The 11,813-nt window shown below is 59.9% G+C and carries 11 protein-coding genes; 1 reads left to right on the top strand and 10 read right to left on the bottom strand.

Annotation, left to right across the window (positions count from 1 at the left end; all coding sequences use genetic code 11):
* Positions 1-119: 119 nt before the first annotated feature.
* The 9 genes from E5X88_RS33720 to E5X88_RS28635 form a co-directional block, all read right to left on the bottom strand.
* Positions 120-233, bottom strand: coding sequence for a helix-turn-helix domain-containing protein (locus tag E5X88_RS33720; protein WP_329608782.1), 114 nt, complete (start codon positions 231-233; stop codon positions 120-122).
* A gap of 889 nt (positions 234-1,122) precedes the next feature.
* On the bottom strand, positions 1,123-1,647 hold the full coding sequence (locus E5X88_RS28670) for an alpha/beta fold hydrolase (protein ID WP_128345484.1): 525 nt from the start codon (positions 1,645-1,647) through the stop codon (positions 1,123-1,125).
* Positions 1,648-1,912: 265 nt separating this feature from the next.
* On the bottom strand, positions 1,913-2,212 hold the full coding sequence (locus E5X88_RS28665; protein WP_091599526.1) for a ferredoxin family protein: 300 nt from the start codon (positions 2,210-2,212) through the stop codon (positions 1,913-1,915).
* 12 nt (positions 2,213-2,224) lie between these two features.
* The gene (locus E5X88_RS28660; RefSeq protein WP_091599523.1) at positions 2,225-3,529 is read right to left on the bottom strand and encodes an FAD-binding protein; all 1,305 of its coding nucleotides are present in this window, start codon (positions 3,527-3,529) and stop codon (positions 2,225-2,227) included.
* A gap of 10 nt (positions 3,530-3,539) precedes the next feature.
* Entirely contained in the window at positions 3,540-4,649 is a 1,110-nt protein-coding gene (locus tag E5X88_RS28655) for an electron transfer flavoprotein subunit alpha/FixB family protein (protein WP_091599520.1), read from the bottom strand.
* A gap of 16 nt (positions 4,650-4,665) precedes the next feature.
* Positions 4,666-5,517, bottom strand: a complete 852-nt coding sequence (locus E5X88_RS28650; RefSeq protein WP_127323375.1) for an electron transfer flavoprotein subunit beta/FixA family protein — start codon at positions 5,515-5,517, stop codon at positions 4,666-4,668.
* 188 nt (positions 5,518-5,705) lie between these two features.
* Positions 5,706-6,083: a nitrogenase stabilizing/protective protein NifW gene (nifW, locus tag E5X88_RS28645; RefSeq protein WP_091599514.1), complete on the bottom strand. Its 378-nt coding sequence runs from the start codon at positions 6,081-6,083 to the stop codon at positions 5,706-5,708.
* Positions 6,084-6,270: 187 nt separating this feature from the next.
* A complete protein-coding gene (nifS, locus tag E5X88_RS28640) occupies positions 6,271-7,485 on the bottom strand; it encodes a cysteine desulfurase NifS (protein WP_091599511.1) in 1,215 nt (404 codons plus the stop codon).
* A 347-nt stretch (positions 7,486-7,832) separates the two neighbouring features.
* Positions 7,833-8,153, bottom strand: a complete 321-nt coding sequence (locus E5X88_RS28635) for an iron-sulfur cluster assembly accessory protein (protein ID WP_091599508.1) — start codon at positions 8,151-8,153, stop codon at positions 7,833-7,835.
* Between the two features lie 592 nt (positions 8,154-8,745).
* Between E5X88_RS28635 and E5X88_RS28630 the strand changes: the two genes are divergently transcribed.
* Positions 8,746-9,804, top strand: coding sequence for a ChuX/HutX family heme-like substrate-binding protein (locus E5X88_RS28630; protein ID WP_091599505.1), 1,059 nt, complete (start codon positions 8,746-8,748; stop codon positions 9,802-9,804).
* A gap of 249 nt (positions 9,805-10,053) precedes the next feature.
* On the opposite strand, the gene E5X88_RS28625 is transcribed toward E5X88_RS28630, so the two are convergent.
* Positions 10,054-11,286 carry an MFS transporter gene (locus tag E5X88_RS28625; protein ID WP_128204864.1) on the bottom strand — a complete coding sequence of 411 codons (1,233 nt, stop codon included), beginning with the start codon at positions 11,284-11,286 and terminating at the stop codon, positions 10,054-10,056.
* Positions 11,287-11,813: the final 527 nt, after the last annotated feature.

Below are 11,813 nucleotides of genomic sequence, written 5' to 3'. Positions count from 1 at the left end.
CCGTTCAGAAGCACAAAGCACTCCTTGTCGCGCAGAGGGCGCGCAAGACCACTGGCCTGACGATTGGCTCATCAGGCTCTTAGAATTTCCTTCACCTCGAGACTATGCCGGCGTATCGCCTAGCCGACTTGTCGCGGCGTGAGGCGGAGAATTCGAGCCGCATTAGCCTGAACCCAGCCGGCCTTCTCCATTGTGTCGATCAGCCGGTCACGCTCCGTCCGTCGCGGTCCCAGCGCCGGTCCGGCCGTATCGTTAGAATCGCAACCGGCTATCTCGTGTTCAGGGGCGCCGATGCGCCTAACCGGCTTCGTGCTGGGCCGTGAGAGCTCGTCGATGCCATTGCCACGTTCCGAAAGATTGGTTCCTTCCAGAGGAGAACGCGCAAGTGTGGCTGTTCTTTACACGCAGTTCTCCAGCTCGCGGACGTTGCCGGGGAAATAGCATTGCGAGATCAGCTCAACTGCCGACGGCGTAAAGCCATGGTTCTCCATATTTCAAGGGTAAGCGCTGTGTCCTTCCAGGAGTGCCCGCGATCTGTGGGCCTGCCGATTCTGAGGTGGATCGGAGATCGGCTTGTGTCTGAACTTGAACTTTACGATTGACCCTGAGCGGCAGCCTCGGCGTTTCAAGGTGATCAACGGCGCTGTTAGTCGGCAGGCATTGGTCGATGGACGACAAGGGACGGAGTCATCGCCGAGACCCTGGGGCCGAACGTGGTGATCTCGGAGGTTGCCCGGCGCTACGGGCTGCGGCCGCGGCGGAACGCTCGCAAGCTTGCGACGTCGGCAGGACAGGCCACTCCCGCCTTTGTTCCGGTGGTGGTTTCGGTGGCGCCACCGGAACGACCCGTTGGGCCTACATCCGTGCACCAGAACTCAAGGCCGCGGCCTGAGAATCGGCCGCCCGCTCACCCTTTACTTGGTTCCTCAGCCGACAGCGCTAAGAAGGAGAGCAACTTCCGTCGGTGCGAGGATCATTGCGTCGTGGCCAGTGGCGAGTTCCTGCCACGCCCAGCCATCCTGCTTCGCGACCCATTCTCGCGCTCCCGCCGTCGGCGGGTGGAGCGGATTAGTGCAGACGACATAGGTTCGGGGCCTGCCGTTGCCGAGCGGGGGCTCGAGCTTAAGTCTGCTTTCGTAGGTGCTTGCCGCATGCGGTGTTATCCGGCGCCGCACCCAGTCCGTGAGCGAGTGTCCCTTGGGAATGCCGAATGCTGTTGGCGGCGGAGTCGGCATGAAGATACCCCGTCCTTCCTCCGCAACCAATTTTCGACGGGCGGCGACGATGTCGGGGGGCATGGTGCTGAATACACTTTGACCGCTCTCGACGATGGCGCCGTCGAGCGAGATAAACGAGATGGCTGATATGGTCGGGTATCCGGTCGGCGGCGCCGGTGATGCTGATGCCGCCTAGACTGTGACCGACAAGGATCACATCGCTCAGCTCTTCCGTTACAATGTGGTTGACGATGTCGGTCACGAATGTGTCGGGCGTGATGTCCTTGCACAGCAAATGTGCGCGTTCGCCGACACCTGTCTGGGTCGGCGTGGTCACGTGGCATCCCATCTTGCGAAGATTGGCGGCGACGTCCCGCCAACACCATCCGCCATGCCAGGCACCATGCACTAGCACATACGTCTTTGTCATGGATTGTGCCGTTCCATTTGCTCACCGGCCGTTGTGGCTGCCATCCGGCACGATGGCCGAACGTTGTCCCAAAGGGGCTCGACCACGTTACCGGTGGTAAGTCCGGCGCACAGGCCGCCGCCGTGGCCTGAGGACACCCCTACCAGTCGAGGAAATTTGAATTGCGAACGCCCAATATTCACTAGCTCTTTGCAAGTGGATGGAGAGGCTCATGGTGTGCCGCAGTTGCTCGCTGCCGGCATGCTCTTGGCACGGTCCCGGCTGATCATCCGAACTTGAACAGGACACCAAAGCCGCCGCGCGGATAGTTCCACTCGATGTCGCCGCCTTTCTCGCACAATATCCGGCAGGTGCCGCATTCCATGCAGCCGTCGGCGGTGATCTCGACTTGGCCCCTGTCATTCAACTCATAGCATTTCGCTGGACAGACGTAGGTCAACGCAAGCAAGTTCGCGCTTGGCTTCTCGTGCGGTCGCACTATGATATGGGGGCGGCCGGAATCGACCAGGTAGCGGTTCTGGTAAAGCTTGTCCTCGACACGAACCTTCGTCACTGCGATCGTCATCTTGTACCCTCTTCAGCGCCATGCCAATGCCAGCCGGACCGCGTCGCTGACCAACCCCCAGCGCGAGCGCGCGTTGATGAAGGCGGCCGTGGTGGCCCTTTCCTTCTCGATCTTCGGCGTGCCGTCGACACGCATGAAGTTCTGAGCGGCATACGACATCAACCGCGGATAGCTGGTAAAAAAGTTGCTGGAATTGGTGTGGAGTAAGGCTGGCATGTCCTTGTATTTCTTAAGATCCTTGATCACAAAGGATTCATCCAGCATCGTCTTGTAGAGCGCAAGGTTCCCTTTGGTCATAGGACCGTTGCGGCTTTTGACTTTGATGATCGCCTCAGCCGCGACACGACCCGAGGTCATGGCAAGGTTCGAACCCTCACGGTGAATGGCATTGTTCAGTTGCGCTGCGTCGCCGACGATGACCCAACCGTCGCCGAAGAGCTGCGGAATGGCCCTGTAACCACCTTCGGGGATAAGATGGGCGGCATATTCTTTCACCTCCGAGCCAGCGATCAGCGGCCGGATCGAAGGATGGTTTTTCATCGCGTCTAGGAGGGCGGACGGGCTCTCCAACATCGCGGCGAAATCCGAGACCAGGCAGCCGATGCCGAGTGAAATCGACTCCTTGTTGGTGTAAAGGAAGCCGAGCCCGGCCATGTCGCGAGAGATCGTGCCCACGGCCTCGATTACGCAGCCTTCATCGCCCTTGACACCGAACCGCTGGTCAATGACCTCTTCGGGCAAGAAATGCATTTCCTTGACGGCAAGCGCCACGGTCTCCGGCTTCGGCATCTCGCGCAGGCCTGCGCGAGTGCCAAGCAATCCCGACACCCCTTCTGCGAGAACGACCACATTCGCGAAGACCACTCCGCCAGCCCGGTCTGTGCGGACGCCGATCACCTTGCCATTGCCATCACGGACGAGTTCCGTCGCGGTCGTCTCACACAGGACCGTCGCGCCAGCCTCGCGCACCTTGCGGGAAAACCATTTGTCGAACTGGGCGCGGATGATCGTGTAGCGGTTGGGTTTCGCCTCATTGAAGTCGTCCGACCGGTAATGAATTCCGGTGTGAGATGTGTTGTCCATCACCCAAAGTCGCTGTTCGACCAGGTGCCGCTCGAGGGGCGCATCATCCCGGAAGTCCGGGATGATCTTCTCCAGCATGTTCGCGTACATTATGGCGCCCTGGACGTTCTTAGAGCCCGGATATTCCCCGCGCTCCAACTGCAGTACCTTCAGCCCCTGGCTTGCCAAAGTGTAAGCAGCTGCGTTTCCGGACATGCCGGCTCCGACCACAATGGCATCGAATTGTTCAATCATGTCCTCTCCCTCAACTCGCAAGCTTGTCTCGACTGTGCGGCGACAGCCGCCGGGTGAAGGCTTCCGTGAGTGCGGGCAGGAAGCGGATTGCATCCGTGACGATCCCGAGGTGGGCGAACTCGAAAATCGGCGCGTTCGGATCGGTGTTGATCGCGACGATGAGATCGGCCCCCTCGACCCCAACTCGGTGCTGGATGGCGCCGGAAATTCCGGCCGCGATGTAAAGCTTCGGTCGAATGGTCTTGCCAGTTTGGCCAATCTGGCGATCAGCCGGCATCCAGCCCTTCTGGACCAAGGGGCGCGAACAGCCATGCTCGGCGCCGATCGCTCGGGCAAGATTCTTCACAAGCTGAAGGTTCTCCGCCGCACCGAGACCGAGGCCTCCCGCAACCACGACATCCGCATAGGCAAGATTTGCCATTGCCGACTGGTTATCCGGTAGGAAGCCGAGGACTTTGGTGACGATATCGTCCTCAACGAGCGACAGCTTGTGCCGCATGACACGCCCGACCGGCTTATCCACCCGTTGCGGCATAGGCATGACCCTTGGTCGCACCGTCGCCATTTGCGGCCGGTAATTTAGTGTATAGATCGTACACAACAACGAGCCACCAAAAGTCGGACGGGTCGCGGCGAGTGAACCGTCGGAATCTACATCAAGTTCGGTGCAGTCGGCCGTGAGCCCCGTCTGCAGGGTCGTCGCTACCGAGCCCGCAAGATCCCTGCCCAGTGTGGTCGCGCCGAGAAGGAGGATTTCGGGTTTATGGGTATTGACCAGATCCGTGAGCGCCTTGGCGAACGGCTCGTTGCGGTAGTCGGCGAGCGGCGGCGCATCGACGATGTAGACAAGATCCGCCCCGTAAGCGAAGGCCTCGGCAACAGCGTCCTCGACCATCTCGCCCGGCGGTCCCAGCACGACGCCCGCGAGCTGGACTTCAAGCTTGTCGGCTAATTTGCGGCCTTCACCCAGCAGTTCGAATGATACAGGATGCACATTGCCGCGTTCGAGCTCGAGGAAGACCCACACGTGCCGGTAGTCTTTGAAACGGTCGGGAAGTTCTTTCTTTACACCGGCACGGCCGGGGGCAAGGCGAGGGGTAGCTTGGCTTGCGGTCGACATTTTCTGCTCCTGGCCGTCACGTGCCGCTGTTGAAGGCCAACTCATGTTCCAGCGCCGGCCGGCGGGTTAAGATATCGGCGATGAGTTCATCGGCGATGTCCTGCAAGCCCTTTTCCGCGGTGTCGATCTGCGTCGCGCTTTCTGCCCGTGCGGTGGGGGCGAAAACACGCTTGACGACTGTCGGCGAGCCACGCAGACCGCACCGGGTGAGATCGTCAATGCCGGCGTCGGCTGCAGTCCACTTCACGACTTGGCTGCGCGCCGCGCAAAGAGCCTGCTGGAGCGAGCCCCGGCGGATTTCGTTGGTGTCTTCCAGCATGGTAATGAGGCAGGGGAGTCTGCTCTTCAGCAACTGGGTGCCGCCTTCGGCGCGACGCGCGACTTCGATCTCGCGCGTTTTGAGATCGATGGAGGCAATCTTCGCGACGTAGGTAAGTTGCGATAGATTCAGGCGCTTGGCTATGCCTGGTCCGACCTGGGCGGTATCGCCGTCAATCGTCTGCTTGCCGGTGAAGACGATGTCTGGCCTGCCGAAAGTCTCCCCAATTTTTGCGATTGCTTGCGAAAGAGCAAAGGAGGTCGCCAGCGTATCGGATCCGGCAAAATAGCGGTCCGTCAAGAGAACTGCTCGGTCAGCACCGTAACCGAGCGCCTTTCGCAGCGAGTCCTCCGCCATGGGCGGACCCATTGTGAGCACAGTAACCTCGCCACCATGAACGTCGCGCAGTTTGAGCGCTTCTTCGAGGGCGAACAGGTCGTAAGGATTGATGATGGTCGGCACACCCTGACGCATGATCGTGTTCGTCACCGGGTGGACGCGGATCTGGGCCGAATCCGGCACCTGCTTGATGCAGATTACGATGTGCATTGGCGATTTCTCTAAGCTCCCAGTCCGGATGCGTGCTTGGCGGTTCACCTCATTGCCTGCATCGTTCATGCCAAGTCTTCTTCCTGCCTCTATTCCAGAAGGTGGCTTCGTTTGCGTCCGAGGAGGCGTCATGAGGACTGGATTTGTCGACTTCCCGACATTGTCGCGTCGCAGCCGTGTCGGGCTCATTACTTTCCGAACCGCTTCAGTGCAGAGTCGAGCGGGACGAAGGCGCGGCCAGGTGCGGGACATATGTTTGGATCGTGGTCCCTTAGCACCTTGAACACACGTTGCGTGAGCGGCGAGGAAGTCGCGAAATCTTCGTAGGCGCGTTCCAGCTTGGCGCGCACCCGCGCGGCGATTACCTGGTCAGGCAGACCGGAGAAATCTTCTTCGGCAAGGTATTGGCCCACGCGCTTCATGATATGGAGCCGCGAGACATTCATCACTTTCGGGTCGTAGGAGACGCCAAGGCAGGCGAAGAAGTCCTCCGCAGCCGACAGGCCCTTCAGTCGCGCCAGGATATCGGTGGGATCAATCGGGCGGCTGTCAGCGGAGCAGTTCATTGTATTCTCCCGGCGCGAAATTGTGGTGTCGATGCGTTGGTGACATTGCTGACGGCGTGCCGACCTCTGGCACGGCGGCTGGGGCAAGAGACTTGGCGATCTCAAGCTTTTCTGAAGTGGTGAAGGCGACCCCGGGTTGCCTGCTCTCCATTGCGTAGGGTCGTCACGTTGAGGAAGTCCTCACGGCTCATGAGTGGGCGTCGGCTATTGTGCCGCTCGGGCCCGGGCCGGAATGAAGGTGTTCTGCACCTCGCCCGCACAGTCCAGCACTGGGAACGGCACGTAGTTTCTCGATGATCGCAGGCAGGACCTCAAGCACGCGGTCTACGTCATCTTCGCCGTTGTCACGCGACAAGGAGAAGCGGACTGCCCCACATGCCGCGTTCATAGCGATCAGAACATGGCTCGGTTCCATTGAGCCAGAGGCACAGGCGGACCCGGCGGAACAGGCGATTCCCAGCCGGCTGAGGACAATTGGGATTGCATCGCCTTCGATACCTTCGAATCCAATGTTTGCAGTGTTTGGCAATCGCTCCTGCGGATCGCCGTTGATGGATGCGTTTGGGATGCGCTGGATGATCCCGTTCTCAAGGCGGTCGCGCAACCATTTTATTCGTGTTGTCTCGTCCATGAATTTCAAGGCGAGTTCGGCCGCCATGCCCAGTCCGACTATGCCGGGTGTGTTTTCAGTGCCTGCACGCCGGTCGCGCTCTTGGTGGCCACCCTTGATCAGGGAGGAGAAGCGCACGCCACGTCTTACATAAAGCGCGCCTATCCCCTTTGGACCATGCAGCTTGTGGGCGGAGAGCGACAGCATGTCGATCGCGGTCGATTTCAGCTCAATCGGAAACCTTCCGACCGCCTGCACTGCATCAGTGTGGAAAAGCGCGCCGACTTCCCTGGCTAGGTCGGCAAGCTCAACCACGGGAAAGATCGTACCGGTCTCACTGTTCGCCCACATTATCGAGACGATTGCCACTTGTGGGGTGAGGGCGGTTCTGTAGGCGTCCAGGTCGAGCCGGCCGTGGTGATCGACTGGGATAATGTGCACCTTGACGCCGCGCGTCTTTTCAAGGTGCGCGCACAACTTCAGAACGGCCGGATGTTCAACCGCGGAAGTCACTATTTCCGTTCGACCGGGCATTACCTCGAGCGCCGAAAGGATGGCTGTACTGTCGCTTTCAGTCCCGCCCGAGGTGAAGATGATCTCGTCCTCGAATCCCGCGCCGATGAGGGCTTGCAACTGCCGCCTCGCCTTTCTCACGGCTTCAGCAACCGATGCGCCATAGGCGTGCATGGACGAAGGATTGCCAAATTGCTCCGTAAAGAAAGGCAACATCGCTCCAAGGACTGCAGGATCAACCCGCGTCGTTGCGTTGTTGTCGAGATAGACAGGTCTCATGGGAGTGATCCTTCAACTGCTGAAATGATTCAAGGGTAGGCGGGCCATTGAACCTCTGGCGCATATCGTATCTGGTGAGGTGGGCGGCCGGGCGAGCGATGGCTTGGCTGACCGGTCGCTGCCGACATTGCCATTTGGTGGCGGCATCCGCCGGGAATTCAGCTGTTTCGGGCAATGTTGTTTGCTTGCCCACGGCAACGATCGATGATCGCGATTTGGCACATCACCGAACGCAATTGTTCCGGGCCGACAGTGCGTGTCGGCTGGTTCCAGAGCGCCGGGGGTTACCGGTTTGACGCAGTATTCCTTGGCGTCGCTATAGTCGAACATAGCCTGTTCCCCTGCAATCATTTGCAGGACTTGCCGCAGCTGCACTTCTCCTGCGCATTGGGGTTATCGAAAACAAAGCCGGATGTTTCGAGCCCTGTGACGAAGTCGACGGTCATGCCGGCGGCATGGGGTTGGGAGCCTCTATCCATGAACACCTTGAGCCCATCTCGCTCGATGATCGTATCGCCCTCATGTGAGACGCTCTCCAGGCCCATTGAGTATTGGAAGCCGGCGCAGCCGCCGGCATGGACCATGATGCGAAATCCTTCCGCCGGCTCGCTGGCGCGGTAAAGAGCGGCCTTGATGGCGGCAACAGCGTTGTCGGTGAGCGTAATCATGGCTCGATTTCTCCTCGGTCCGTGACGTTTTCGCGGATCATCTCGCATGAACCGTGCCAAAGGGAAGACGTGTGTAAAAACGGTAGGACATCCCGACGTCTCTATGCTCGATTGCTGGGGAGACGTCCGACAACCGACACTTACTGTCGGGTTTGTCGCGTCCGCGTCACAGGAGGGGCGCCTGAGTTCGCGATGCACTCACGCGTAAAGCAATGAACAGAGCCAAAGATGTTCAGAGCTTGCCGCGGAGCAACTGGCACGACTTTTGAGAGCCTTCGTTGCGGCGGCAAAATTGCCGGCCGATTCACCTTTGGGTTGCCCTCGCAATCGAAGAACGAAGGAAGCAATATGTCGCTCCTCCCTCAGACCCGCCTTGTGTGGGAAAGCAGCACCGCCGGTGGAACCCGAATGCTCGATCGGCCGATTGGCGCCGACCACCCAACAATCGCTCTCTACCGGCGATTGGCCGCTGACCGCCCGGAGACAGGATTCGACTGGCGTGTGCCTGACGATCAATCGCGTCCGCCGTGCACACCCCTGAGGCCCTTTTTTCGACCGATCGTCAAAAGAAGAACGGGGCGGGGTTAAAAACATGGATCAGCGCAAGAAGCGGTCGCCCAACGAAATCCGGCGTGCGTGGGAAGTCTGTCCGAGCATTCCCGCGCGTGATTTCGCCGCCCAATTGGGCATTTCGGAAGCGGAACTGGTCGCGGCCCATTGCGGTTTCGGCGCGGCACGCATCGACCCGCGCGTCAATCACCTGCTGACGGGCCTCGAATTCGTGGGCGAAGTGACGGCGCTGACCCGCAATCAAGGTGCCGTGCACGAAAAGATTGGCGTCTTCAACAAAGTGATAACCGGCAACAATCACGCCATGGTCCTTGGTGACGAATTCGACCTTCGCGTCTTCCCGCAGGCTTGGAGGTATGGTTTCGCTGTTGAAAGGCGCCATCGCGGCGGAATCCAGCGCAGTTTGCAATTCTTCGACGCCGCCGGCGCAGCAGTGCATAAGGTGCATCTCAGGCCGGTCTCCAACCTTCATGCCTATCGAAAGCTGGTGGCCGAGCTCGTATCCGCCAACCAGGAGCCGACCATGTCGCTTAAGGCGAGAGTAGCCGACCTGGGCGCGAGGACTGCGGACCGGGCCGGCACGGTGGACGACCTACGCGAGCACTGGAGCCGGCTGACTGACGTCAACCTTCTGAAGACGCTCAAGCTCAGCCGCTGCCAGGCTTTGCGCATGGTAGGCCAGGATTACGCTTGGCTGCTCGACAATGCTGCAGTTGGCGCCGTGCTCCAGCGTGCGGCCGAAGACGAATTGCCGATCATGTGCTTCGTCGGCAACCGAGGCTCTATCCAGACCCATTCCGGCTTAATCAAGTCGGTCAAGCAGATCGGGCCGTGCATCTATGTGCTGGACGAAACCTTCCGGCTGCATCTCAGGAGCCACCAAATCCGTGAGGTTTGGGCCGTGCGCAAGCCGACCAATGACAGTCACGTCACCTCGCTCGAAGCATATGGGTCCGACGGCAAGATGATCATCCAGTTGTTCGGTGCGCGCAAGGAAGGCGAACGCGAGCGCGACGACTGGCGGGTTCTGGCGGAAAACCTGCCGCGTTTCCCCGACAGCTACATGAGAACAGCTACATGAGAAAGACCGATCGTTGTCGGTGGGACGCCGGCGCCCATCTGCCTCCGCAGCGAGTAGCCGGGCATTGAAGCCGAGATCGGGAACACGATGACGCAATAAGCGCGCTGTATTGTCATAACGCGATGAGCAGGTAGCAATTTGGCGCTGCCCCATCGAAGGCATGGTTACGACGAAGCCGCGGCCTTTGGCCGAGCTCAGAGGTGACAATAGCGTTAACGCCACCGACCGTCGTCACTCCCCACCAGGCGGTCAGCTGTTGCGGTTCTGGCCGAGCAGAAATACTGTCAAGACAGCGAGGAACGTGGCAACCGCGCTGTAGAGAAAGACACTGGCAATGCCCGTGTGATCCACCAATAGGCCACCGAAAGTTGTGCCGGCTGCGATCGCCACTTGGAAGGCTATGACCATCAGTACACCAGCGCTCTCGGCCTGTTTCGGAGCGGCGCGCAGCACCATCCAGGTCTGCAATCCGACCGGGACCGCGCCAAAAGCAAAGCCCCATACGGCAACTGCAATTGCCGAGGTCAAGGCCGATGCTCCCATAGTCAGGAGCGAGACAGCGGCTACGGCAATGAGCAGGGGCGGCAGGGCCGCGACTGCCTTGAGACTGTGTTTGGTGAGGAATGCGCCCGCTAAATTGCCGAAGACGCCGGCCGTGCCAGAAGCAAGGAACACGAGCGGGATCGACTTCTTGTCGAGCGGAGGAACGCTCTCGAGAAAGTCGCGGATGTAGGCGAAGCTGGCAAAATGGCCGGAAGCGACCAATAGCACGACTAGGACCGCAACCTTCATCGTCGGATTCTTCGCGACATCCAGCGGACTGCGGAATCTGCGCACTTCGATCGGAGGCAGTGGCGGAATGGTTACGAGTTGCACGAGCAGCGCAACGGCACTCACGATTGCGGCGACCTTGAACGAGGCTCGCCATCCCCAAATGTCACCGACATAAGCGCCGATTGGAGCCGCGCAGACGGAGGCGACAGAAACGCCGGTGAGGATGATCGACATGGCGCGCGGCATGAGGTGACTTGGAACCAGCCGCATTGCCAACGCTGCCGAAATTGACCAAAAACCACCGAGCGATATGCCGAGGACGACGCGTGCCGCCAGCAACACCGGCAGCGACCCCGCAACCTCCGCCAGAACGTTCGACAGGATCAGCAGCAGCGTCATCGCCCAGATGACGACCCTGCGGTCCAGACGCTTTGTCACGATGGCCATTGTCGGTGCCGAGATCGCCGCGACGATTGCGGTCGCTGTTAGCGCCTGTCCAGCCGTGCCCGTGCTGATACCGAGATCATGCGCGAGCGGTGTCAGAACGCTGGCGGGCAGAAACTCTGCCGTCACAAGCCCGAAGGTGCCGAAGGAAAGCGAAATGATCGCACCCCATGCGGGGCCAGACCGTTGATAGGGACTTTCTGGGTCAAGCCGATCTCGGTCGAACAGAGCCGCGTCCACTAAATCTGTCGCCGATTCGGTCATGAATGAGTTCTCCAGCTAGGAGCTGTTGCAGCAGGGGTGGCTATATCGCCGGGGATCAAAGCCGCTAGACCTTCCGGCGGCGGCCAGTCGGCCTCAGTCGAGGCCTCGGCGCCCACGCATCCGAGGCCTCATCGGAGGGCCGACGGACACAACCGTCGACAATGCGGGAGAGTTCTCGGCGCGGTCGCATCGATCGCATCCGTCGAAGTGCGGCCTGTTCACTGCGAACCAAGCAAGCCGAACGCGGTGTCCTCGATCGAGGCCTTGATGGGGGGATGATCGACGATCTCTATATTGCTTTGAAGCAGGAAGTTCCGTCGCCATATGCGGTTATCCTGGCAGCCAGAATTGAGCGGTCGTCGCAAGCACCAAGGCGGTCGCAATGAGTGCAACGAGGCGGAAGTCTGATCGATGGCTGCGGTTCGATGGCCGCGCGATCGACAGAATTGAGGTGATGAGTTATCCCTTTTGAAGCCGTTGCTCCCAATTCTGGGATAAGGTAATTGCAGGCGGTCCCAGCAACGTCG

The organism is Mesorhizobium sp., assembly GCF_004962245.1.
Lineage (GTDB): Bacteria > Pseudomonadota > Alphaproteobacteria > Rhizobiales > Rhizobiaceae > Mesorhizobium.
This window is presented reverse-complemented; position numbering and strand designations above follow the sequence as displayed.

Bases quoted from the DNA above. Each gene is read 5' to 3' on its own strand.
- nifS (WP_091599511.1), bottom strand. From the start codon at position 7,485: ATGAGACCTGTCTATCTCGACAACAACGCAACGACGCGGGTTGATCCT.
- E5X88_RS28625 (WP_128204864.1), bottom strand. From the start codon at position 11,286: ATGACCGAATCGGCGACAGATTTAGTGGACGCGGCTCTGTTCGACCGA.
- E5X88_RS28660 (WP_091599523.1), bottom strand. From the start codon at position 3,529: ATGATTGAACAATTCGATGCCATTGTGGTCGGAGCCGGCATGTCCGGA.
- E5X88_RS28635 (WP_091599508.1), bottom strand. From the start codon at position 8,153: ATGATTACGCTCACCGACAACGCTGTTGCCGCCATCAAGGCCGCTCTT.
- E5X88_RS28655 (WP_091599520.1), bottom strand. From the start codon at position 4,649: ATGTCGACCGCAAGCCAAGCTACCCCTCGCCTTGCCCCCGGCCGTGCC.
- nifW (WP_091599514.1), bottom strand. From the start codon at position 6,083: ATGAACTGCTCCGCTGACAGCCGCCCGATTGATCCCACCGATATCCTG.
- E5X88_RS28670 (WP_128345484.1), bottom strand. From the start codon at position 1,647: ATGACAAAGACGTATGTGCTAGTGCATGGTGCCTGGCATGGCGGATGG.
- E5X88_RS28650 (WP_127323375.1), bottom strand. From the start codon at position 5,517: ATGCACATCGTAATCTGCATCAAGCAGGTGCCGGATTCGGCCCAGATC.
- E5X88_RS28665 (WP_091599526.1), bottom strand. From the start codon at position 2,212: ATGACGATCGCAGTGACGAAGGTTCGTGTCGAGGACAAGCTTTACCAG.
- E5X88_RS28630 (WP_091599505.1), top strand. From the start codon at position 8,746: ATGGATCAGCGCAAGAAGCGGTCGCCCAACGAAATCCGGCGTGCGTGG.